This is a genomic window from Rhodococcus sp. BP-349, assembly GCF_019835845.1.
Taxonomy (GTDB): domain Bacteria; phylum Actinomycetota; class Actinomycetes; order Mycobacteriales; family Mycobacteriaceae; genus Rhodococcoides.
Map to the genome: position 1 here is coordinate 124,073 of NZ_JABUDR010000001.1, position 21,825 is coordinate 145,897.

The window sequence follows — 21,825 nt, forward strand, 5'->3', positions numbered from 1 at the left end:
CGCGCCCTCTCCCGCATGACGGGAGAGGGCGCGTTCGTGTGTGCGTCAGGCCTCGGCGACGAGGTGCGGACGCGAGGCGCCGGCCTCGCAGTCACGCATGAACTCGGTGAAGATGCGGTCGAAGCGGTCGGGATTGTCGAGATGCGGGAAATGCCCTGCCCTCTCGAAGATCTCGACGCGGCCGTGCGGCAACTCGGCCCGAGCGTTCTCGGTGTGCGAGTTGGGGATGATGCTGTCGCGAGCACCCCAGACCAGCATCGCCTGGATATTGGGGAAGTTCGCGAAGTGCGGTGTCGCACTGATGGTCTGACCTCGGAAGCTGATGACGGAGCGGGCGGTCGCGAGGAACGCGCGGCGGGTACCGGCGTCCTGGACCGAGCCGAAGCTGCGCCATGCCTCCGAGGAGCTGGCGCTCATCAGCGGGAGTCCCAGCTTGTCGAGCCGATCGATCGCGAGATCGGTCAGTCCCCGCACGGTGCGGTTGGCCATGAGCGGGAGAACGAACTCACTGCCCGGCAGGGTGGCCGCACGCAGGAGGGGGCTCACCTCGGGGCCGAGGCCGCCGCTGGCGATGAGCACCATGCGCTCGACCAACTCGGGGAACAGGTACAGCGTCTGCATCGCGATGCCACCGCCGAGCGAGTGGCCCACGAACGTCGCCGACGTGATGTCGAGGCTGTGCAGCAGGTCGCGCACCGTCGCGGCGTGGGAACTGATGGAGTAGTCCCCGGCCGGCTTGTCCGACTCACCGTGGCCGAACAGGTCCGGCACGATGACGCGGTACCGCTGCGACAGGGTGTCGATCTGCGGTCCCCAGTTGTGGTGGGAGCCCAGCAGGCCGTGGATCAGGATGACGGCGGGGCCGTGTCCGATGTCCAGGTACTTCAGTTCGTTGCCGTGCAGACCGAGTGTCTGCATGTCCGGCTGTGCGGTATCGAGTGCCGCCATGGGAGATCCCTCCGTTGTACTACCGCTCCAGTGTGCACGCTGGTCGGCAGCGGGGAGCCGTTCCGAGAGCATGTGATCCCAGACATTCACTGCCCCTCGGCGGTGTCGGTCACAAGAGGTTTCGATGGCGAACGACGCGGTCAGTGCGTCAGATACACCTTCACCGCCACGACGACCGCGGCCACTGACGCGGTGGCGAGACCGGCCAGGACCAGGCGAAACGACAGTCCGCGACCGCGCAGGCGCTCCGCGACCACCGGGATCGATGCGATGCGCAACGTCACGAGCCCGCCCGCCAGCCCCTGCGCGAGTGCTCCGGGCAGGAGTTCGAGCCACGCAGACGCAAGTAGCAACGACGGCGCGATGCCCGAGGAGGCGATCGGCAGCGAGTCCCGCAGCTCCTCGCGCCAGACGACCGTGTCGTCGTCCACGGTGCCGGCCGCGACGGCGTCCGCGAAGATGTGGGCGAGGAAGGTGGTGAGCGTGGTGCCGATCACCAACAGAGCCGCCGTACCGTTCGCGATGGACGACGGACTGGCGGCGACCACCACGGTCATCACCAGGACGTTGCCGTAGACGTAGGCCGAGAGACGCCGGGTGGCACGATGCGCGGGCAGCACGCCGGCCCTGCGCGTCGTCACTCGGCGGTAGAGAGAACCGACGGGACCGAGTGTGCTCATTCTCGGAATGCTGCCAGGTGGAGAGGAGTCACGTTGGCTCTGGTCGTTCGTGGTGTCGGGTGGCCACGCGGGGAACCGCTGCTCGGAGTCACCGACACCGACACCGGCGAGGTGACGTCCCGGCCGGTGCTGTCCTCCGCACTGCGATACCGCGCGCTCGACGCGCCGGGTGTGCTCTGGTGCATCGGCCGCCGCGCCGAGGACGGTCGTCCCGTGGCCTGCCCGAACAGTGCGCGCGCGACCTCCGGGGCGCACTGCGACGCGTGTGTGGCGGCGGATCCGTACCGGTTCGTCCACATCGTCCACCGGCAGGACTTCCTGTCGAAGGGTCTCGAGAGCGTGGTGATGCAACCGCACTGGCTCTACGTTGCGACCTTCGCCGACGGGACGGACAAGGTGGGAACGGCGGCGGATCCTCGGAAATGGGGCCGGCTCACCGAGCAGGGCGCGGTGGTCGGACGCTACGTCGCGCGGGCGGTCGACGGACGCGTGGTGCGCCACCTCGAGGACGCGATGACCGACACCGCCGGTCTGCGCCAGGCCGTGCGCGCCGCAGCCAAGGCGGCGGGGTTGACCCGCCCGGTCGACCTCGCGCGCCTCGACCGATCGAACGCCGACGCGGCGACACTGGCGCGCGAGGTGCTCGCCGACCTCGGTCCCGACTTCTCCGACGACGACTTCCGTGTCGTCGACGAGCAATGGGAGCCGCCCGCGGGCCGAGAGGCGGCCTTCACGGGTCGGCGAACGGCCTATCCGCTGGACACTGCTGTCGGTGCGCACGGCCTGACGGTGCAGTGGTGCATCGGCTCGGCCGTCGGCGCGACGGTGGCGGAGGATCCGGACACTGTGTACGTCGCCGACCTGGCCCGACTGCGGGGTCGACGCATCGAGTGGGGGGACTTCGACACTGCGCTGCCCGCCATGCAGGAAGCACTGTTCTGAGTTTGTCCCCGGCCGCCGCGTGGCATTCGTGAGCCATGCCGACCTATCGAGTGAGAGACACCAGCGACGACTCCATCCTGGCCACGGCCGAGCACGAGGACGTGTCGACAGCCGAGGCGTGGGCGGCGGTGGCCGTGGAGAGACTGGACCCCGCGCCCGTGGCGTGGGTGCTCGAGCGGGAGTGATGCCCGGAAATGACGACAGCCCCCGTGCAGTGCACGGGGGCTGTCGCTATCCCTGGCGGAGGATAGGGGATTTGAACCCCTGAGGGCGTTAACCCAACCCGCGTTCCAGGCGAGCGCCATAGGCCACTAGGCGAATCCTCCGTCGATCACCATACCGGCGACCCCCCTGATGCGACGAATCGGGTCGGTTCGGTGGTGCGCGGGGGATGTGGCTAGACTCGTCCACGGATCCCGCGCGGCGCGCATCCTGTGAACTCCCCCAGGGCCGGAAGGCAGCAAGGGTCAACGGGCTCTGCCGGGTGCGCGGGGTCCCCTTAACTTCCCGCCACGCGCAGTCGCCTCGAAAGGCCCTCCTCGCCATGACCGGCCAAGCTCAACTCGGACTGATGAACCCCGACGAGCTGGCCGCGGAGCACGAGAAGCGCACCGCCGAGTACGAGGCACTGGTCGCACGCGGACTCTCGCTGGACCTCACCCGCGGCAAGCCGTCCCCCGAGCAGCTCGATCTCGCCGCCGGTCTGCTCACCCTGCCCGGTGAGGACTATCGGGACGGCAAGGGCACCGACTGCCGCAACTACGGCGGATTGCAGGGCCTGCCCGAGCTGCGCGCCATCTTCGGTGAGCTGCTGAACATCCCGGCCGCGAACCTGGTCGCCGGTAACAACGCGAGCCTTGAGATCATGCACGACCTGGTGGTGTGGGGGCTGCTGCACGGCACCGTCGACTCGGTGCGTCCGTGGTCGGCCGAACCCGTCGTCCGCTTCCTGTGCCCGAGCCCGGGCTACGACCGTCACTTCGCCATTACCGAGAGCTACGGCATCGAGATGATCCCGGTGACGATGAACGAGGACGGCCCCGACGTCGCCGAGGTCGAGCGGCTGGTCTCGGGCGATCCGCAGATCAAGGGCATGTGGTGCGTTCCGAACTACGCGAACCCCACCGGCGCCGTCTACTCGGAGGACGTGGTGCGCGCGTTGGCCACGATGCCGACCGCCGCCGCCGACTACCGCCTGTTCTGGGACAACGCCTACGCGGTGCATCCGCTGGCGGACCAGTTCCCGCCCGCGTACGACGTACTGAGCCTGGCGGCGGAGGCCGGTCACCCGAACCGTCCGTACGTCTTCGCGTCCACGTCGAAGATCACCTACGCCGGTGCGGGCGTCAGCTTCCTCGGTTCGTCGTCGGCGAACCTCGACTGGTACCTGGGCCACTACGGCAAGAAGAGCATCGGCCCCGACAAGCTCAATCAGCTCCGCCACCTGCGCTTCTTCGGCGACGCCGAGGGTGTGCGCGCACACATGGCGAAGCACCGCGAGATCCTCGCGCCGAAGTTCGCCCGGGTGCAGGAGATCCTCGACGATCGCCTGGGTGCGTCGAAGGTGGCCTCGTGGACCGAGCCCGCGGGCGGGTACTTCATCAGCCTCGACGTGCTCGACGGCACCGCCGCGCGCACCATCTCGCTGGCGGAGGACGCGGGTATCGCCCTCACCGGCGCCGGCTCCGCGTTCCCGTACAAGCGCGATCCCGACGACCGCAACATCCGCCTCGCCCCCAGCTTCCCGTCCACCGACGAGTTGTCCGCGGCGATGGACGGCGTGGCGACCTGCGTGCTGCTGGCCGCGACGGAGAAGTTGCTCGGTTCGTAGTTCGGTCGGGTTCTCACACCGATTCCGGCAAGGTTCACCGGTTGTAACCGCTGTGAGTTGCGGAAACCGGTGACGGTTCGACGCTTGTGGATGGCCACGAGCAGCACTTCTCGATCTCGTCCACGATCGGCGGATGAGCAACGACCCTGACCTCACGGATCTGATCCGACGCGCAGACCTACTCGGCCGGGGAGTGTCCGACACCGAGATCCGCAGTGCTCGCAGGTCCGGGTCCATCGTGGCCGTGCGGCGGGGGTGTTTCGTCGACACGCGGCGGTTCACCGACTCCACGCCGGAAGCTCGACACCTTCTCGCGGCCCGGGCGGCCCTGGCCGCAGGCGGACCGGGTCTCACGCTCAGCCACGAGTCGGCCGCGCTGGCGTGGGGCATGTCGCTGTGGCAGGGGCCGCCACCGCTGGTGCACCTAACGGTCGACAGGCCGACGGGCGGACGTGTCGACGCGGTACGGCATCTCCACACGCATCCACTCGCCGACGTGGACGTGGTGATGCGTGACGGTGCCAGAGTGACCTCCGCAGCGCGAACAGTCGCGGATCTCGCGTGCGCTGTGAGCTTCGAAGCCGCAGTGTGCGTCGGTGATTCGGCACTGGCATGCACTCCGACATCGATCGACGACATCACCGAGGCGATCCGCGGGTGTGGCCGTCGGCGCGGCGTCGCGGGCGCTCGACGTGCCGCCGCATTCTTGGACGGTCGCAGCGAGAGCGTCGGCGAATCGCGCAGTCGGGTGTATCTCGATCGGCACGGGCTCCCCGCACCCGAGCTGCAGATCGAGATCGTGATCGACGGGCGCACGTATCGGCCGGACTTCCTGTGGGAGGACCAGCGCGTGCTCGGCGAGTTCGACGGACTGGCGAAGTACACACGCAGCGGCGAGTCGGCGAATGCAGTCGTGATCCGCGAGAAATTGCGAGAGGACGCTCTGCGTGCCGCCGGGTGGACCGTCGTGCGGTGGACGTGGGCGGAGCTCGTCGACGGTCGGCTGGCGCAGCGCATTCGTGCTGCGCTGTCCGCGTGAAAGAATGACGCCATGGCCACGACGCTGCACCTGGTGGGGGATCCCGACGCCGACGCCCTGCTCGCCTCCGACCCGCTCGCGCTGCTGATCGGGATGTTGCTCGATCAGCAGGTACCGATGGAGTCGGCGTTCGCCGGTCCGAAGAAGCTGGTGGATCGCATCGGGTCGCTCGACGTCCGCGCGATCGCCGAGATGCCGGAGGACGACTTCCTCGCGATCTGCTCCACTCCACCCGCGGTGCACCGGTTCCCCGGGTCGATGGGCAAGCGGATCCAGTCGATGTGCTCGTACATCGTCGACGAGTGGGACGGCCGCGCCGACGCCATCTGGACGGACGGCGACCCGGACGGCAGAGAAGTGCTGAAGCGACTGAAGGCGCTGCCCGGGTACGGCGATCAGAAGGCGCGCATCTTCCTGGCTCTGCTGGGCAAGCAGATGGGTGTGGAGCCGGCCGGGTGGCGCGACGCCGCCGGATCGTACGGCGACGACGGCTCCCGACGATCCATCGCCGACGTGGTCGACGCGACCAGTCTGGGCGAGGTGCGCGAGTTCAAGAAGGCGGCCAAGCGGGCCGCCAAGGAGAGCGCGGGATCGTAGGTTCCCGCCGACCGTTCTGTCGGTCGACGTCGGTACTCTCTCTCGCGTGGCCCTGTACCGGAAGTACCGTCCAGCGACGTTCGCGGAAGTGGTCGGGCAGGAGCATGTCACCGAGCCTCTGTCCGTCGCACTGGACTCGAAGCGCATCAATCACGCCTACCTCTTCTCCGGCCCTCGCGGGTGTGGCAAGACATCGTCCGCACGCATCCTGGCGCGGTCGCTCAACTGCGTCCAGGGTCCGACGTCGACGCCGTGCGGGGTGTGCGGCTCGTGTGTCGCGCTCGCTCCCGGTGGCCCGGGCAACCTCGACGTCATCGAGCTCGACGCGGCCAGCCACGGCGGCGTGGACGACACCCGTGAGCTGCGTGACCGTGCGTTCTACGCGCCTGCGGAATCGCGCTACCGCGTCTTCATCGTGGACGAGGCCCACATGGTCACGACGGCGGGCTTCAACGCGCTGCTCAAGATCGTGGAGGAGCCGCCCGAGCACCTGATCTTCGTGTTCGCGACCACGGAGCCGGAGAAGGTGCTGCCGACCATCCGCAGCCGCACCCATCACTACCCCTTCCGGTTGCTGCCTCCGCTCGCCATGCGCGGTCTGATGGAGCGCATCTGTGCGGAGGAGAAGGTCACCGTGCAGGATGCGGTGTACCCGTTGGTCATTCGTGCCGGTGGTGGCTCCCCGCGCGACACCCTCAGTGTGCTCGACCAGCTGCTCGCCGGTGCCGGCGACGAGGGTGTACAGTACGCGCGCGCTCTCACTCTGCTCGGCGTCACCGACGTCGCGCTGATCGACGAGGCCGTCGACGCCCTGGCTGCTCAGGACGGTGCCGCACTCTTCGGCACCGTCGAGAAGGTCATGGACGCGGGCCACGATCCCCGCCGGTTCGCGGTGGACCTGCTCGATCGACTCCGCGACCTCATCCTCATGCGCGCGGTCCCCGATGCGGGTGAGCGCGGCCTCGTCGACGCCCCCGCCGACATGCTCGACCGGATGCGCGACGAAGCGGAGCGCATCGGCCCGGCCACGCTGGCCCGATTCGCGGAGACGGTGCACGCCGGACTCGGCGAGATGCGCGGCGCCACGGCTCCCCGGCTGTTGCTGGAGGTCATGTGTGCGCGGATGCTGCTGCCGGCGGCGTCCGATGCGGAAAGTGCTGTGCTGCAACGGTTGGAGCGCCTCGAACGCCGACTCGACGTGACCCTGCCTGCAGGCGAGGCCGCCGCGGTCGAGGCCGAACATCAGCACGACCGGCTCGAAGCGGCGGCGCAGCAGCAGACGTATCGCCGTCCGTCCGAGCGGGCGGCCGAGCCGGCCGCCGCACCTGCACCCGTCGGCGACGCCCCCGCAGCCAGAGCCGCTGCACCGGAACCGGTCACACCCGAACCCGCGCGCCCCGAACCTGCGCGCCCCGAACCTGCGCGCCCCGAACCGGCCGCAGCGCAGCCGCCCGCAGCGCAGCCGGCCACCCCTGAACCCGAGCCGACCCCTGAACCCGAGCCGACCCCTGAACCCGAGCCGACCCCGGAGCCCACCCCCGTAGCCGTGGAACCCCCGGCCGCCGAACCGACGACACCCGAACCGGCAGAGACGGCAGCAGAGACAGCACCCGAGCCCGCCGCGCCGAGTCCCGCCGCGGCGGAGGGCCCGGATGCCGCGGACGTGCGCGCCGTCTGGTCCGAGGTGCGGACCAAGGTGCGCGAGCGCAGCCGCACCGTCGAGGTGATGCTCTCGGGCGCCACGGTGAAGTCGGTCGGGGACGGGGCGATCGTGCTGGCGCACGATTCGGTACCGCTGGCCAAGAGGCTGGTCGAGCCCCGCAACGCTGAGGTCATCAAGGACGCGCTGCGCGACGTCTTCGGGGTCGAGTGGACCGTGGTCTGCGAGGCGGGCGACGGCACCGCGCGGTCGGCGGCACCGGCGCCGGCATCCGCCCCGGCCGAGCGCCCGGCGTCCACCGGCCCCCGGTTCTCGCGCCCCAGCAGGTCGGCGCCCACGCCGGCGCCGGCGCAGTCCGGCAGCGCTCCGGCACGATCGACGCCGTCGCGCCCGTCCGACGACGACATCCCACCGCCGCCCGAGGAGCCCGACTATCCGGACGACCCGGGTCCCTCGCCGTACGACGGTCCACCTCCCCCGGAGAGCCCGGAGGAGCAGGAAGAGCTCATGAAACAGGCGAAGGAGCCGGTCGATCCGTCGACGCGTCGTGATCCGGACGAGGTCGCGCTCGAGCTGCTGCAGTCCGAGCTGGGTGCTACCCCGCTGAAAGACGTCTGACCTGCTCCTGACGGTGCGAAACACCGGCAGGAGTGTCACAGTGCGCGCTCGTTTCGGTCCTTTCGGCGGCGCGGCTCCATGCCTAGGGTGAATGGCGTCGAGGTCTGTCCTCGTGGGCGCCGGTGTCTCCAGTGCACCGTGCTGCCCGAGTCTCACGTCGGAAGGAACTGTGTTCAGTGACCACAGAGGCATACATCTACGAAGCCATCAGAACACCGCGAGGTAAGGGCAAGAACGGGTCGCTGCACTCGGTCAAGCCGATCTCGCTGGTCACCGGGTTGATCGACGAGCTCCGCCGTCGTTTCCCCGACATGGACGAGGATCGCATCTCCGATCTGATCCTGGGCGTCGTCTCGCCCGTGGGCGATCAGGGTGCCGACATCGCCCGTACCGCGGTGCTCGCCGCGAAGATGCCCGACACTGTCGGCGGCTTCCAGCTCAACCGTTTCTGCGCGTCCGGCCTCGAAGCCGTCAACCTCGCCGCGCAGAAGGTGCGGTCCGGCTGGGACGAGCTCGTCCTCGCCGGTGGCGTGGAGTCGATGTCCCGCGTGCCCATGGGATCGGACGGCGGCGCGTGGGCCATGGACCCGCAGACCAACTACGACACCTACTTCGCCCCCCAGGGCATCGGCGCCGACCTCATCGCGACGATCGAGGGCTTCACCCGTGAGGACGTGGACGCGTACGCCGCGCAGTCCCAGGAGCGCGCTGCAGCCGCGTGGTCGGGTGGCTACTTCACCAAGTCCGTCGTGCCGGTCACGGACCAGAACGGTCTGCTGATCCTCGACAGTGACGAGCACATGCGCCCCGGCACCACCGTCGAGTCGCTCGGCAAGCTCAAGCCGGCCTTCGAGGGCATCGCCGCGATGGGCGGGTTCGACGACGTCGCGCTGCAGAAGTACCACTGGATCGAGAAGATCGATCACGTCCACACCGGCGGTAACTCGTCGGGCATCGTCGACGGTGCGGCCCTGGTCGTCGTCGGCAGCGAGGACGCCGGCAAGTCGATGGGCATGACGCCGCGCGCGCGCGTCGTCGCGACCGCCACCAGCGGCGCCGACACCACCATCATGCTGACCGGGCCGACGCCCGCGTCGAAGAAGGTGCTGGCCGCGGCCGGCCTGACCGTCGACGACATCGACCTGTTCGAGCTGAACGAGGCGTTCGCCTCCGTGGTCCTGCGCTTCCAGCGCGACCTGAAGATCCCGGGCGAGAAGCTCAACGTCAACGGTGGCGCCATCGCGATGGGCCACCCCCTCGGTGCCACGGGCGCCATGATCACCGGCACCGTGCTCGACGAGCTCGAGCGTCGGAACGGCCGCTACGCACTGATCACCCTGTGCATCGGCGGCGGCATGGGCGTAGCCACCATCATCGAGCGAGTCTGAGGAACAGCATGAGTGACAACATGATTCAGTGGGACCAGGATGCCGACGGCATCGTCACCCTGACGATGGACGACCCGAACCAGGGCGCCAACACGATGAACGAGCTCTACAAGACCTCGATGGGCGCCACGGTCGACCGCCTCGAGGCCGAGAAGGACTCCATCACCGGCGTCGTCGTCACCTCCGCGAAGAAGACCTTCTTCGCCGGTGGCGACCTCAAGAACATGATCAAGGCCGGCCCCGCCGACGCCCAGCAGATCTTCGACGAGGTGCAGACGGTCAAGTCGCAGCTGCGTCGGCTCGAGACGCTCGGCAAGCCCGTCGTGTCCGCGATCAACGGCGCCGCACTCGGCGGCGGTCTGGAGATCACGCTGGCGACGCACCACCGCATCGTCGCGGACGTTCCCGGCGTCCAGCTCGGCCTGCCCGAGGTGTCGCTGGGTCTGCTGCCCGGTGGCGGCGGCGTCACCCGCATCACCCGCATGATGGGCATCCAGAACGGCTTCATGTCCGTGCTGTCCCAGGGCACGCGCTTCCGTCCGGCCAAGGCGCTCGAGCTCGGGCTCGTGCACGAGGTCGTCGGCAGCGTCGAGGAACTCGTTCCCGCTGCGAAGGCATGGATCAAGGCCAACCCCGAGGGCGGCGTCGCACCGTGGGACGTCAAGGGCTACAAGATCCCCGGCGGCACGCCGTCCAATCCCAAGCTCGCGCAGATCCTTCCGGCGTTCCCGTCGAACCTGCGCAAGCAGATCAAGGGCGCGCCGATGCCGGCACCGCTCGCGATCCTGTCCGCAGCGGTGGAGGGCGCGCAGGTCGACTTCGACAACGCGTCCACCATCGAGTCGCGCTACTTCACGTCGCTCGTCACCGGCCAGGTGTCGAAGAACATGATCCAGGCGTTCTTCTTCGACCTGCAGGCCATCAACGCCGGAAAGTCCCGCCCGGACGGCTACGAGAAGACGCAGTTCACCAAGGTCGCCGTGCTCGGCGCCGGCATGATGGGCGCCGGCATCGCCTACGTCTGTGCCAAGGCCGGAATCGACGTGGTGCTCAAGGATGTCGAGCAGGCGTCCGCAGACAAGGGCAAGGCGTACTCCGAGGCCATCGAGGCCAAGGCGCTCTCACGCGGCAAGACCACGCAGGAGAAGTCGGACGCTCTGCTGGCGCGTATCCACCCGACGGCCGATCCGAAGGACGTCGAGGGTGCAGACCTCGTCATCGAGGCGGTCTTCGAGTCGCAGGATTTGAAGCACAAGGTGTTCCAGGAGATCGAGGACCTCGTCGCTCCCGATTCGCTGCTCGGATCCAACACCTCGACGCTGCCCATCACCGGTCTCGCGACGGGTGTCAAGCGCCAGGAAGACTTCATCGGGATCCACTTCTTCTCGCCCGTCGACAAGATGCCGCTCGTCGAGATCATCCGCGGTGACAAGACCTCGGATGCCGCTCTGGCCAAGGCATTCGACCTCGTGCAGGCCATCAAGAAGACCCCGATCGTCGTCAACGACAGCCGTGGCTTCTTCACCTCCCGCGTGATCGGCACGTTCATCAACGAGGCCATCGCCATGCTGGGCGAGGGCGTCGAGCCCGCGACCATCGAGCAGGCCGGTCTGCAGGCGGGCTACCCGGCGCCGCCGTTGCAGCTCTCCGACGAGCTGACGCTGACGCTGATGCAGAAGATCCGCAAGGAGACCTACGACGCGATCGTCGCTGCCGGCGGAACTCCTCCCGAGGATGCCGCGGGCGCGGTCATCGACAAGATGGTCGACGAGTTCGAGCGTCCGTCGAAGGCCAAGGGCGCCGGCTTCTACGAGTACGTCGACGGCAAGCGCACCGGCCTCTGGTCCGGTCTTCGTGACGCCTTCAAGTCGGGTACCTCGGAGTCGTCGTTCGAGGATCTCAAGGAGCGCATGCTCTTCATCGAGGCGATCGAGACGCAGAAGTGCTTCGACGAGGGCGTGCTGAACACGACGGCCGACGCGAACATCGGCTCGATCTTCGGAATCGGCTTCCCGGCGTGGACCGGTGGCGTGCACCAGTACGTCGTCGGCTACGAGGCCGCGGACGGCTCGATCGGCAAGGAGGCGTTCGTCGCCCGTGCCGAGGAGTTGGCCAAGCAGTACGGTGAGCGGTTCACTCCGCCTGCGTCACTGCGCTAGTCACGAGCACACGACAGCCCCGCACCTCCCGGTGTGGGGCTGTCGTCGTCTCAGCTCAGGACGCGCGCGGCGAAGTCCAGCGATGCGGGCATGGAGGCCATGAGGGTGCCGATGTGATCGGGCGTCGGGAAGGTGACCAGCTGGAAGTCCGTACCGGCAGCGGTCATCCGGGCAGTGTGGACGAACGTGAGCGGAGCCGGAACAGTCTGATCGGACAGGCTCTGGGTCACCAGGAGCGGCCGGTCGTAGCCGCTGACGGGGACGGCCTGCATCTGCGCGAGCACGGGAGCCAGCGGCGTCAGCGGGCGCGCGAGAAGCTCCCCGAACTGCGCCGGGTGCGCCGTCCGATAGTCGCGGAATTCGTTGCCGCACAGCGCGGTCGCAGCGTCGAGGTACTCGACGCCCTTCGGCGTCAGGTACTGCCGGACGTCGAGTTCCGGACGCTGGTCGGCCAGCCCGGCGAGAGTGTAGAAGACGTAACCGAGAAAGCCGCTGGGCACGACCGGCGGGAGAACTGGACCGACCAGCGGGAGCACGGTGTCGAGCCCCGTCGGCCCGGCCACCGACACGGCGCCGCGGAAGTCGAGGTCCGGCGCGCGGGTGGATGCCGCTGCGGCAGTGAAGAAGGACGTGTTGCCGCCCTGGGACAGACCGGTGGTGATCCATTCCGGCGACAGCCGATCGCCGAGCATCGTGTGTGCTGCGCGGACGATGTCGATCGCGTTGGCGCCGGCGGCCGGTCCGTCCAGATATGCGTGCACACCCGGAGTGCCCATGCCCGCGTAGTCGGTGGCCACCACGGCGTAGCCGGCGGTCAGCCACGCCTCGATCGCCGGACGCTCGTACTGCGCGGTGCCTGTCGCCGACGGTGCACACGAGTCGGCGACACCGGTGGTGCCGTGCGCGTAGGACACCACCGGCCATCCGTCGGCAGGAGCATCGCCGGTCGGCACGAACACCGTGCCCGTCGACTCCCCGGCCTGCTCGGCCGTCCGCAGCGTGGAGTAGCGCACCACATAGCTCTCCGCGGCGCCGACGGGTGCCAGCGCGGGATCGAGGGCGGTGCTGGAGAGCACCGTTCCCGCGGCCGTCTCGGCGGACGCGGGAGCGGAGACGAGAAGAACGGACGACGCGAGAGCGACGCACGCGACGAGGACCGGCGGACAGAATCGTCGGGGAAGAGAAGTCACGGACAGCAGTCCATCATGTCGAGCGGCGTCCGTGGTGTGTCTCCTCACGAGTATCTGCCCGGTACGGCGTCAGGGGACTAGGTTCATCAGGTGAAGACTCCAGTTGTCACCGTCATCGGTGTCGTGATCGCCCTCATGGGCCTCCTGTTCGCCCTTCAGGGATTCGGGGTGATCGGCGGCAGCGCGATGAGCAACACGTCCACCTGGTCGATCCTCGGTCCCATCATCCTGATCGTCGGAGTGGCGATCGTGGTGGTGAGCAGGCGCCGCGGGGTCTAGCTCGCGTACCGCCGGCGCAGGTCGACCTTCACGACCTTGCCGCCGGCGTTGCGGGGGAGCGCCTCCACCAGGACCAGGTCGCGAGGGTGCTTGTAGTGCGCCAGGCGTGCGTCCAGCCAGTCGACGAGGTCGGAAAGCGTCAGGTCCGGCTCGTCGGTGGCGCGCTGCGCGACGACGGCGACGGGCACCTCACCCCAGCGGTCGTCCGGGCGGCCGATGACGGCGGCCTCGAGTATCCGGGGATGCGAGAACAGGACGTTCTCGACCTCGGCGCAGTAGATGTTCTCGCCGCCGGAGATGATCATGTCCTTCTTGCGGTCGACGACGAAGACGAAGCCCTCGTCGTCCTGGCGCACCAGGTCGCCGGAATGGAACCAGCCGCCGTGGAACGCATCCGACGTGGCTGCCGGGTTCTCCCAGTAGCCGTGCATCAGCGTCGGACCGCGATAGACGATCTCGCCGATGTCGCCTCGCGGGACGTCGACCATGTCGTCGTCGACGACCCGTGCCTCCACCGTGGTGACGACTCGACCCACGGACCCGAGCTTGCGCAGTGCGTCGCCGCCGTCGAGGACGCAGGTGATCGGCGACATCTCGGTCTGCCCGAAGACGGCCACGGTGAGGGCGTCGGGAAAGGTCTGCGACATCGCCCGCAGGACGGTGTCCGACGCCGGCGCCGCACCCCACGAGATCACTCGCAGCGACAACTGTCTCGGGTGTCGCGCCTGTTCCGCGCAGACCGCCTGCCACTGCACCGGCACGAGGAACAGGGTGGTCACCGCCTCGGCCTCGAGGACGTCGAGCAACGCGGCCGGATCGAACGCACCGACGGGGTGGACGACGGTCGGGATGCCGAGCTTGAGGCTGGGGGCGATGCTGCCCAGGGCGGCGATGTGGAACATCGGTGACGCACAGAAGTTGATCTCGTCGACTCCGTACATCTGCAGGGCGCGGATGCAGGTGAGCGCTTGGGCCTGCATGTTGGAATGGGACAGCACAGCACCTTTGGGGCGGCCGGTCGTTCCCGAGGTGTACATGATCAGAGCCGGCGCGTCGTCCGGGACGTCGGTGTCCGGCGCGGGTGTGCCCTCGCGGATCAGAGCCTCGTAGGTGTCCCCGTGTCCGCCCACCACGATCGAGTCCGCGACGCCCACCGCCGCGGCGAGCGGAGCCAGAGCGTCCTCCACGACGATGAGGCCGGCGCCGCTGTTCTGCGCGAGGTAGGTGATCTCCGGGGCGCTCATCCGGAAATTGACGGGCACGGCGATCGCACCGACGGCGTTGATCGCCAGCACCGATTCGACGTACTCGGGCCGGTTGAGCATGAGGATCAGTACCCGGTCCCCGGCCGTCACGCCCCGGCGGGACAGCGCGCCGGCGAGCGCGTCGACACGGTCGGAGAGGCCGCGCCACGTGTGCGTCGTACCGCCGAAGCGCAGTGCCACGCCCGTGGGATTCATCAGTGCGTGTCGTCGTACCTGGTTGTTCCAGTTGTCCCGCCGTGCGCGTCCGGGCTGCGACTGATCCGCCATCTCGGGTGTCCTCTCGTGGAGTCGCACCCGCTCGGGTGTCGACAGTCCCCGTGATTCGACACCCGAGACGGCATCCGTGTCAGTGGATCAGCCGATCCACCAGGGCCGCAACGGAAGACCCGCGTCGTTGTTCTCGTCGAGCTTGACGGCCAGCACCTGGTGCAGCTGGACCACGTTGCGCTCGAAGCCCAGGCGGGAGCCCGCCATGTAGAGGCCCCACACGCGCGCGGTGCCCTCGCCGACCTCCGCGACGCACGCGTCCCAGTTGTCGACGAGGTTGCGGCACCAGTCCCGCAGTGTCATCGCGTAGTGCTCGCGAAGATTTTCCTCGTGGCGCACCTCGAGTCCGATGTCCTGCATCTCGGTGATGATGCGGCCGGATCCAGTGAGCTCGCCGTCGGGAAAGACGTACCGGTCGATGAAGCCGCCGGCCCGTGCCGACGAGCGGTTGTCCGGGCGGGTGATGCAGTGGTTCAGGACGCGGCCACCCGGTCGCAGCTTGCCCTTGATGAACTCGAAGTACGCCGGGTAGTTCGAGACGCCGATGTGCTCGGTGAGACCGATGGAGGACACGGCGTCGAAGTCGCCCTCGACGATGTCGCGGTAGTCGCTGTGACGCACCTCCGCGAAATCGCTCAGCCCGTCGGCGGCGATGGCATTCTGCGCCCATTCCGCCTGCTCGCGGGAGAGGGTGGCGCCGATGACGTGGACTCCTCGGCGTGCCGCGTAGCGCACCATCGAGCCCCAACCGCACCCGATGTCGAGCAGTCGGTCGCCCGGCTTCAGGTTCAGCTTCTCGAACACCAGGCGATACTTGTTCTCCTGAGCCTCCTCGAGGGAGGCCTCCATGCTCGGGTAGGCCGCACACGTGTAGGTCATCGACGGACCGAGGACGTACTCGTAGAACGTGTTCGACACGTCGTAGTGGTGGTGGATGCTCTCTGCGTCGCGAGTCTTGCTGTGCCGCAGTCCCTCGGCGATGCGACGCCAGCGCGGGAGGGACTCCTGGGGCGGGGGAGCGATGGGACGCAACAACTCCCAGCCCAACGACCGGGTGACGGCGGCCAGCGCGCGGGCGGACGGGCGCTTGAAGTGCAGGTCGTCCCCCAGCATCCTCAGCACGTCGTACGGGTCGCCCGGGTGTGCGCCCTCGATCTCGAGGTCGCCCGAGACGTAGGCGCGTGCCATGCCGAGGTCACCGGGCGCGGTGGCCAGGTACGTCGTGCCGCGGGGCGAGGTGAGCTTGAGCCCGTACTCGGAGTCCTCGGCGCCGGCCGTACTGCCGTCGTAGGCCGAGAACCGCACGGGCAGGTCACCTTCGGTGAACTGCTCGAGAATCTCGGCGATGGAGAGTTTGGGGGAACCGCCGGACAGGCCGGGGTTCCGTTGATCCTTGAATGTCGTCATCGACGATGCACCGCCTTCGAATACAGATCCAACAACCGCGAATCGGGGTCGTACTTCTCTTTGAGTCGGCGGTAACCGTCACCGCCGTAGAGGGCATCGAACTCGTTCCTGTCGTAGAACGAGTCCGAGTAGAGGGACTTGTGACCGTCGAACTCGGTCACCTTCTTCTCGATCCGACGGTTCGCTGCGCCGTCGGGTTCACCGGGGACCACGGGCACCGACGACCAGAAGCCGACGTTGACGTAGGTGCGGTGCGGTTCGAGCGGATAGAGGGGCCACCCGCGCACTCCGGCGTCGGAGTCCTGCGCGTCGGCGTACCCGTCGGGTTCACGGAGCCGCAAGGGGCACAACCACAACGGCTCGATCGGGATCTCGTCGAGGAACCACGAGACGAATGCGGCCGTGTTCTCGATCGGCACCTCGATGTCCTGCACGACGCGCTCGCGGATCGGGTTGCCCTTGCGCTTCTCGAGGCGGTCGGCGATGTCGTACTTCTGGTCGAGCGCGATCAGCTTCCAGTAGAAACTGCTGCGCAGGTACTTCTTCGGCCAGAGACGTCGGATGCGGGGGTTCTGCGCACCGAAGGCGCGCGAGCACCAGAACCAGTCGGTGTCCCACCGCCACAGGTAGTCGCGCACCGTCAGGCGGTCCGTTCGGGGTGCGGTGCCGTCGTGCTGGATGGACCGGTAGAAGATCGCCGAGTCGGTGTAGTCGCTCACCGGTCCCGGCTCGTCGGTCTGTCGGCCCAGAGTCAGGTACGCCTCGGTCCCGGAGAACACCACCCCGTCGAGGTAGTCGACGCGGTCGCCCTCGTATTCCCTCTCGGCGACGATGCGGGCCATGACCGTCTGCACCGACTCGAGGTCGTGGAACCGGACGTGGCGCAGGGCGACGTAGGGGAGAACGGGCTCGAGCTCGATGCGCAGCCGTGTCGAGTACCCGAGGGTGCCGTAGGAGTTGGGGAACCCACGGAAGAGATCGCCGTACTCGTTGTCGGGAGTGGCCGTGACGACGTCACCCGATCCGGCGAGGATGTCGATCTCGAGGACGGACTCGTGCGGCAGGCCGCTGCGGAACGACGTCGACTCGATACCGAGGCCGGTGACCGCGCCGCCGAGAGTGATCGTCTTGAGCTGCGGCACCACCAGGGGAGCGAGGCCGTACGCCAGGGTGGCGTCGACGAGGTCCTCGTAGGTGCACATGCCCTGCACGTCGGCGGTCATCGCGACGGGGTCGACCGAGACGACGCCGCCCAACCCTGAGACGTCGAGCCCGGGCGCAGAGTTCTTCGGTCTGGCCCGGAACAGGTTGGAGGTCTTCTTCGCCAGCCGGACGGTCGCGTCCCGAGGAATGGCGCGGTAGCTGGCCAGAAGCCGTTCCACACCCGCCCGATGTCCTGCTTGTCCGATCTCGCGCGGACGGTTGCCGCCCCCGCCGGGTTCCCCCGCTCCCCCGAGCGCCGTATCGACTGTCTGAGCCACGCGAGAACGCTATACGGAGGTGGTTCGCAACGCTATGGAAGGTGCCTCCCGACGAGGAAACTTCACACGATCGTTGCGCTCGATTCGCCCGGGTGCGGGCGTGGAACAATGAATGGCACCGTCCCGATCGCCCCCGACTTCAGGAGTTCTCCCCGTCATGGCCAAGGTCAGTGCGAGCAGTTCCCACACCCTCAGTGCGGCTCCCGACAAGGTCCTCGCGGCACTGTCCGACTACGAGACGGTGCGTCCGCGCATCCTGCCCGAGCAGTACCGCGACTTCGCGGTCGTCGAGGGCGGGCAGGGCGACGGCACCGTCGCTCGCTGGGTCCTGCAGGCCACCGAGAAGCGCTCGCGGAACGTGCTCGCGACCGTGTCGGTGTCCGGTGCGACGATCACCGAGAAGGACGCCAACTCGTCGATGGTAACCACCTACCTCGTCGCCCCGAGCGGCAGCGGATCGTCGGTCACCACCACCACCGAGTGGACGGGCGCCGGCGGCATCGGGGGCTTCTTCGAGAAGACGTTCGCGCCTCTCGGACTGAAGAAGATTCAGGCGCAGCTCCTGCAGAACCTCTCGCGCCAGGTGGAGTGACTGCGGAAAGGCCGGAGGCCGGCCGGACTACTTGTCGCCCGCGGCTACGCTCGACCGACACGATCTCGTCACCACTTCGGAAGGACACCCGCCGTGCAACCCGGTGAACAGCCCGACATGTCCCAGCTGCTGCAGCAGGCCCAGCAGATGCAGCAGCAGTTGATGGCGGCCCAGGCGGAGATCGCCGCGACCGAGGTGACCGGTCGCGCCGGCAACGGTCTCGTCGTGGCGACGGTGAAGGGCAGTGGCGAGGTGGTCGGTCTGACCATCGACCCCAAGGTCGTGGATCCCGACGACGTCGAGACCCTGCAGGACCTGATCATCGGCGCCATCGCCGACGCGTCCCGCGCCGCGGGTGAGGTCGCGTCACAGAAGCTCGGTCCCCTCGCCGGCCTGGGCGGCGGCGGACTCCCCGGCCTGCCCGGCTTCTAGAACCGGGCCGAGAAGCGTGTACGAAGGTCCGGTCCAGGATCTGATCGACGAGCTGGGCAAACTTCCCGGTGTCGGACCGAAGAGCGCGCAGCGCATCGCCTTCCACCTGCTGGGGGTCGAGGCGCCGGAGATCGACCGCCTGCAGAAGGCGTTGCAGCGCGTCCGCGACGGGGTGCAGTTCTGCATCGTCTGCGGCACCGTCTCCGACAAGGAACTGTGCCGCATCTGCGCGGACCCGCGCCGCGATCGGACGAAGATCTGCGTCGTCGAGGAACCCAAGGACGTGCAGGCCGTCGAGCGCACCCGTGAGTTCAAGGGCCGGTATCACGTGCTGGGCGGCGCCCTGGATCCTCTGAGCGGTGTCGGTCCGGATCAGTTGCGCATCCGGGAGTTGCTCACCCGTATCGGTAACCAGGAGGACGGTGTCGACGTCTCCGAGGTGATCATCGCGACCGACCCCAACACCGAGGGGGAGGCGACCGCCACCTATCTGCTGCGGATGATGCGCGACTTTCCCGGCCTGTCCGTCACCCGTCTGGCCTCCGGACTGCCGATGGGCGGCGACCTCGAGTTCGCGGACGAGCTCACGTTGGGCCGGGCACTGTCCGGCCGCAACGTGATGAACTAGCGCTTCAGTCGGTACAGGCGCTCGGGGCGTCCCACGTTTCCGTAGTCGAGCGAGACCGTCACCCGGTCGATGTCGGTGAGGTACTCCAGATAGCGCCGAGCACTCGACCGCGACATCCCCGTCCTCTCGGCCATCGTGCTCGCCGAGGTCTCGACGGCGTTCTCCCGCAGTTGGTGCTCGACCATGGCCAGCGTCTCGCCGCTCAGGCCCTTGGGAAGCCGGGTCGCACTCCCTCGGACTCCGAAGGCCTTGTCGACGGCGTCCTGCCCCGCCTCGTCGATCGCGGCCAACGACTCCCGCGTGTGGCGGTAGTGCTCGAGGCGTTCCTGCAGCGCCTGGAACTTGAACGGCTTGATCAGATAGTGCACGGCACCCGCGCGCAGAGCCTTGCGCACCGATTCGGCCTCGCGCTCGCTGGTGATCACCAGGACATCGAGGTCGGGGATGATCTCGCGGAACGGGCCGATGAGATCGAGCCCGGTGACACCGGGCAGGTGGACGTCCAGCAACACCAGGTCGGGACGCGTCGACTCCACCTTCTCCAGCGCTTCCTGCGCCGTGTGCGCCACCCCGCACACCTCGAATCCGTCCACCTTAGTGACGAAACCCGTGTGCACCCGCGCGACCATGAAGTCGTCGTCCACCACCAGCACCCGCAGTGTCATCGCGCCCTCCCCCCGGATCCGGTGACGGCCCGGAAGACCGTCCACCGCGTGCCGTCCTCGACTCTGTCACTCACGCTGACATCACCGCCGCGTCGGCGGCAGACGACACGCACGAGGGCGAGGCCGAAACCGTGCCCGTCGAGCGACGTCCCCTTCGTGCTCCACCCCTGCTCGAACACACGATCCGCATCCTCCGTCTCGATGCCGGGGCCGTTGTCGGCCACCTCGACCTCGATCCCGTCCGCATCCGCGACGATCCGGACGCGCACCACCGCGTCGGCGGCGTTCTGTTCGACGACTGCGTCCACGGCCTGATCTTCGAGGACTGCGTCCACAGCCTGATCTTCGAGGACTGCGTCCACGGCGTTGTCGACGAGGTTGCCGACGACGGTGCAGAGGTCTCGGGAGGCGTCGTCGTCGAGCCGCGGGAGGTGCGAGGCGTCGTCGAGCGCCACGGTCACCGAGCGAGCCGCGGCGGCGCCGATCTTGGCGATGAGCAGCGCGGCGACCCCGAGATCGTCGATGCGGTCGGTCACGGTGGACGTCAGACGCTCGCGGTGCTCGGTGATGCCGTCGACGTATCGCTCCACCTCGTCGTACTCACCGAGCTGGACGAGTCCCGAGATCGTGTGCAACTGGTTGTCGAACTCGTGGATGTGTTCCCGCAGTGCCGTCGAGCTGGTGCGGCTGATGTCGAGTTTGCTCTGGACCTCGCTCAGTTCGGTGCGGTCACGGAACGTGGTCACCGTGGCCACCTTCCGACCCGACGCCTCGATGGGCACCGTGTTGAAGACGAGGATGCGATCTCCGGTGAGGACGAGTTGGTCGCCGTCGTCGCTCGGGTGACGCAGGACGTCGAGAACCCGGTCGTCGAGTCCGAGTTCGTCCACCCGACGGCCCACGCCGTCCTCGTCGAGGCCGAGCATGTCGTGTGCGCTGCGGCTCAGCAGGACTACCCGGCCCGACGGATCCAGCGCCACCACGGCCTCCTTGAGGCCCTCGAGCATCGCCTGCCGTTGGCGCACCAGGTCGACGATCTCCCCGGCCTCCATCCCCATGGTCTGCCTCTTGACGCGTCGGGCCAGCAGAATCGACCCGACGGCGCCCAGCACCGACGCCACGGCCAGGTAGACGACGAGGTCCGGGGTGGACTGGGCGAGGCGTTCCCACACCGACGGGTACTCGCGGCCGACGATCGCGACGCCGACGATGCGCCCGTCCGCATCGAGCACCGGGACCTGCGACTGCACGGACGCGTCCGGGGCCACCGCGGTGTTGGTGCTCGTCTCGGCCAGGCCGGTCCAGGATCGGCCCGTGCGTGCCCCCGCGCCCTCGGCGGCCGATTCCTGTCCCACCCGCGAGGGGTCGGTCGCAACGACGATGATGCCGTCGGGATCGGTGAGCTGCGCGTAGTCCAGACCCGAGACGGCCCGCACCGACTCCACCGCACCCTGCAACGCCGTGCGGATCCGGGGCTGGGCGGACGCGAGCAGTTGGCGCACGGTGGGACTGGCGGCGAGGTTCTCGGCAGCCGACTGGACGCGCAGACCCTGTTCGCGCTGGAACGTCGCCGAGGCCTGGGCCAGCGACAACCCACTGATGACGACGAGCACCGCGACGATGATGAGAAGCTGCAGTGCGAGCAGTTGCGACGAGAGGGTGCGCCGTGTTCCGAAGATGCGCAGTCGCCGCCCGATCACGAGGTGAACCGTACCGCTGGGCGAGCGCGGAGTTCGTGCATCTGTGTGCGCTGCGGT

At 68.4% G+C, this 21,825-nt stretch carries 20 protein-coding genes, 1 tRNA gene and 1 other RNA gene; 13 read left to right on the top strand and 9 right to left on the bottom strand.

The window, feature by feature from the left end:
* Nucleotides 1-45: 45 nt before the first annotated feature.
* Together HQ325_RS00575 and HQ325_RS00580 are read right to left on the bottom strand one after the other, a co-directional pair.
* Nucleotides 46-948: an alpha/beta fold hydrolase gene (locus HQ325_RS00575; RefSeq protein ID WP_261777608.1), complete on the bottom strand. Its 903-nt coding sequence runs from the start codon at nucleotides 946-948 to the stop codon at nucleotides 46-48.
* Between the two features lie 140 nt (nucleotides 949-1,088).
* Nucleotides 1,089-1,628 (bottom strand): hypothetical protein, encoded by a 540-nt coding sequence (locus tag HQ325_RS00580; protein ID WP_222626274.1) that lies wholly within the window; start codon nucleotides 1,626-1,628, stop codon nucleotides 1,089-1,091.
* 33 nt (nucleotides 1,629-1,661) lie between these two features.
* Here HQ325_RS00580 and HQ325_RS00585 point away from each other — a divergent pair, with 33 nt between their 5' ends.
* Together HQ325_RS00585 and HQ325_RS22255 are read left to right on the top strand one after the other, a co-directional pair.
* Nucleotides 1,662-2,570, top strand: a complete 909-nt coding sequence (locus HQ325_RS00585) for a DUF2797 domain-containing protein (RefSeq protein ID WP_261777609.1) — start codon at nucleotides 1,662-1,664, stop codon at nucleotides 2,568-2,570.
* Between the two features lie 50 nt (nucleotides 2,571-2,620).
* Nucleotides 2,621-2,755: a hypothetical protein gene (locus HQ325_RS22255; protein WP_261777610.1), complete on the top strand. Its 135-nt coding sequence runs from the start codon at nucleotides 2,621-2,623 to the stop codon at nucleotides 2,753-2,755.
* A 53-nt stretch (nucleotides 2,756-2,808) separates the two neighbouring features.
* Here the strand turns inward: HQ325_RS22255 and HQ325_RS00590 are convergent.
* Nucleotides 2,809-2,896 (bottom strand) — tRNA-Ser (locus HQ325_RS00590).
* 82 nt (nucleotides 2,897-2,978) lie between these two features.
* Here HQ325_RS00590 and ffs point away from each other — a divergent pair.
* The 7 genes from ffs (at nucleotide 2,979) to HQ325_RS00625 (ending at nucleotide 11,862) form a co-directional block, all read left to right on the top strand.
* An RNA gene (ffs, locus tag HQ325_RS00595) (signal recognition particle sRNA small type) lies at nucleotides 2,979-3,073 on the top strand.
* Between the two features lie 41 nt (nucleotides 3,074-3,114).
* A complete protein-coding gene (locus tag HQ325_RS00600; RefSeq protein ID WP_222626275.1) occupies nucleotides 3,115-4,401 on the top strand; it encodes an aminotransferase class I/II-fold pyridoxal phosphate-dependent enzyme in 1,287 nt (428 codons plus the stop codon).
* Nucleotides 4,402-4,534: 133 nt separating this feature from the next.
* Nucleotides 4,535-5,440 carry a type IV toxin-antitoxin system AbiEi family antitoxin domain-containing protein gene (locus tag HQ325_RS00605; protein ID WP_222626276.1) on the top strand — a complete coding sequence of 302 codons (906 nt, stop codon included), beginning with the start codon at nucleotides 4,535-4,537 and terminating at the stop codon, nucleotides 5,438-5,440.
* Between the two features lie 12 nt (nucleotides 5,441-5,452).
* Complete coding sequence (locus HQ325_RS00610) at nucleotides 5,453-6,037, top strand: HhH-GPD-type base excision DNA repair protein (protein WP_027506627.1); 585 nt, start codon at nucleotides 5,453-5,455, stop codon at nucleotides 6,035-6,037.
* A 46-nt stretch (nucleotides 6,038-6,083) separates the two neighbouring features.
* Nucleotides 6,084-8,315, top strand: coding sequence for a DNA polymerase III subunit gamma and tau (locus tag HQ325_RS00615; RefSeq protein ID WP_222626277.1), 2,232 nt, complete (start codon nucleotides 6,084-6,086; stop codon nucleotides 8,313-8,315).
* A 176-nt stretch (nucleotides 8,316-8,491) separates the two neighbouring features.
* On the top strand, nucleotides 8,492-9,703 hold the full coding sequence (locus HQ325_RS00620; RefSeq protein ID WP_222626278.1) for an acetyl-CoA C-acetyltransferase: 1,212 nt from the start codon (nucleotides 8,492-8,494) through the stop codon (nucleotides 9,701-9,703).
* Nucleotides 9,704-9,711: 8 nt separating this feature from the next.
* Complete coding sequence (locus tag HQ325_RS00625) at nucleotides 9,712-11,862, top strand: 3-hydroxyacyl-CoA dehydrogenase NAD-binding domain-containing protein (protein ID WP_027506629.1); 2,151 nt, start codon at nucleotides 9,712-9,714, stop codon at nucleotides 11,860-11,862.
* 50 nt (nucleotides 11,863-11,912) lie between these two features.
* Here HQ325_RS00625 and HQ325_RS00630 read toward each other — a convergent pair whose 3' ends face one another.
* Complete coding sequence (locus tag HQ325_RS00630) at nucleotides 11,913-13,052, bottom strand: lipase family protein (protein ID WP_222626279.1); 1,140 nt, start codon at nucleotides 13,050-13,052, stop codon at nucleotides 11,913-11,915.
* Nucleotides 13,053-13,142: 90 nt separating this feature from the next.
* Here HQ325_RS00630 and HQ325_RS00635 point away from each other — a divergent pair, with 90 nt between their 5' ends.
* On the top strand, nucleotides 13,143-13,331 hold the full coding sequence (locus HQ325_RS00635) for a hypothetical protein (RefSeq protein ID WP_222629214.1): 189 nt from the start codon (nucleotides 13,143-13,145) through the stop codon (nucleotides 13,329-13,331).
* Here HQ325_RS00635 and fadD5 read toward each other — a convergent pair.
* The 3 genes from fadD5 to HQ325_RS00650 form a co-directional block, all read right to left on the bottom strand.
* A complete protein-coding gene (fadD5, locus tag HQ325_RS00640) occupies nucleotides 13,328-14,863 on the bottom strand; it encodes a fatty-acid--CoA ligase FadD5 (protein WP_222626280.1) in 1,536 nt (511 codons plus the stop codon). The two genes, HQ325_RS00635 and fadD5, sit on opposite strands and share 4 nt — an antisense overlap.
* Nucleotides 14,864-14,950: 87 nt before the next feature.
* Complete coding sequence (locus HQ325_RS00645) at nucleotides 14,951-16,270, bottom strand: class I SAM-dependent methyltransferase (protein ID WP_222626281.1); 1,320 nt, start codon at nucleotides 16,268-16,270, stop codon at nucleotides 14,951-14,953.
* Complete coding sequence (locus HQ325_RS00650) at nucleotides 16,267-17,679, bottom strand: FAD-binding oxidoreductase (protein ID WP_222628724.1); 1,413 nt, start codon at nucleotides 17,677-17,679, stop codon at nucleotides 16,267-16,269. The genes HQ325_RS00645 and HQ325_RS00650 overlap by 4 nt, the downstream gene beginning before the upstream one ends.
* 229 nt (nucleotides 17,680-17,908) lie before the next feature.
* On the opposite strand from HQ325_RS00650, the gene HQ325_RS00655 reads away from it, so the two are divergent.
* From HQ325_RS00655 to recR, 3 genes are all read left to right on the top strand, one after another.
* On the top strand, nucleotides 17,909-18,343 hold the full coding sequence (locus HQ325_RS00655; protein WP_222626282.1) for an SRPBCC family protein: 435 nt from the start codon (nucleotides 17,909-17,911) through the stop codon (nucleotides 18,341-18,343).
* Between the two features lie 93 nt (nucleotides 18,344-18,436).
* Entirely contained in the window at nucleotides 18,437-18,775 is a 339-nt protein-coding gene (locus HQ325_RS00660; protein WP_204869622.1) for a YbaB/EbfC family nucleoid-associated protein, read from the top strand.
* 16 nt (nucleotides 18,776-18,791) lie between these two features.
* On the top strand, nucleotides 18,792-19,403 hold the full coding sequence (gene recR / locus HQ325_RS00665; RefSeq protein WP_027506637.1) for a recombination mediator RecR: 612 nt from the start codon (nucleotides 18,792-18,794) through the stop codon (nucleotides 19,401-19,403).
* Here the strand turns inward: recR and HQ325_RS00670 are convergent.
* Nucleotides 19,400-20,068 carry a response regulator gene (locus HQ325_RS00670; protein ID WP_222626283.1) on the bottom strand — a complete coding sequence of 223 codons (669 nt, stop codon included), beginning with the start codon at nucleotides 20,066-20,068 and terminating at the stop codon, nucleotides 19,400-19,402. The two genes, recR and HQ325_RS00670, sit on opposite strands and share 4 nt — an antisense overlap.
* On the bottom strand, nucleotides 20,065-21,768 hold the full coding sequence (locus tag HQ325_RS00675) for a sensor histidine kinase (protein ID WP_222626284.1): 1,704 nt from the start codon (nucleotides 21,766-21,768) through the stop codon (nucleotides 20,065-20,067). Before HQ325_RS00675 ends, HQ325_RS00670 begins: the two co-directional genes overlap by 4 nt.
* Between the last annotated feature and the right edge of the window lie 57 nt (nucleotides 21,769-21,825).

Coding starts and splice junctions, on each gene's coding strand:
- HQ325_RS00575 (WP_261777608.1), bottom strand. CDS start 948: ATGGCGGCACTCGATACCGCACAGCCGGACATGCAGACACTCGGTCTG.
- HQ325_RS00580 (WP_222626274.1), bottom strand. CDS start 1,628: ATGAGCACACTCGGTCCCGTCGGTTCTCTCTACCGCCGAGTGACGACG.
- HQ325_RS00600 (WP_222626275.1), top strand. CDS start 3,115: ATGACCGGCCAAGCTCAACTCGGACTGATGAACCCCGACGAGCTGGCC.
- HQ325_RS00605 (WP_222626276.1), top strand. CDS start 4,535: ATGAGCAACGACCCTGACCTCACGGATCTGATCCGACGCGCAGACCTA.
- HQ325_RS00610 (WP_027506627.1), top strand. CDS start 5,453: ATGGCCACGACGCTGCACCTGGTGGGGGATCCCGACGCCGACGCCCTG.
- HQ325_RS00625 (WP_027506629.1), top strand. CDS start 9,712: ATGAGTGACAACATGATTCAGTGGGACCAGGATGCCGACGGCATCGTC.
- fadD5 (WP_222626280.1), bottom strand. CDS start 14,863: ATGGCGGATCAGTCGCAGCCCGGACGCGCACGGCGGGACAACTGGAAC.
- HQ325_RS00645 (WP_222626281.1), bottom strand. CDS start 16,270: ATGACGACATTCAAGGATCAACGGAACCCCGGCCTGTCCGGCGGTTCC.
- HQ325_RS00655 (WP_222626282.1), top strand. CDS start 17,909: ATGGCCAAGGTCAGTGCGAGCAGTTCCCACACCCTCAGTGCGGCTCCC.
- HQ325_RS00670 (WP_222626283.1), bottom strand. CDS start 20,068: ATGACACTGCGGGTGCTGGTGGTGGACGACGACTTCATGGTCGCGCGG.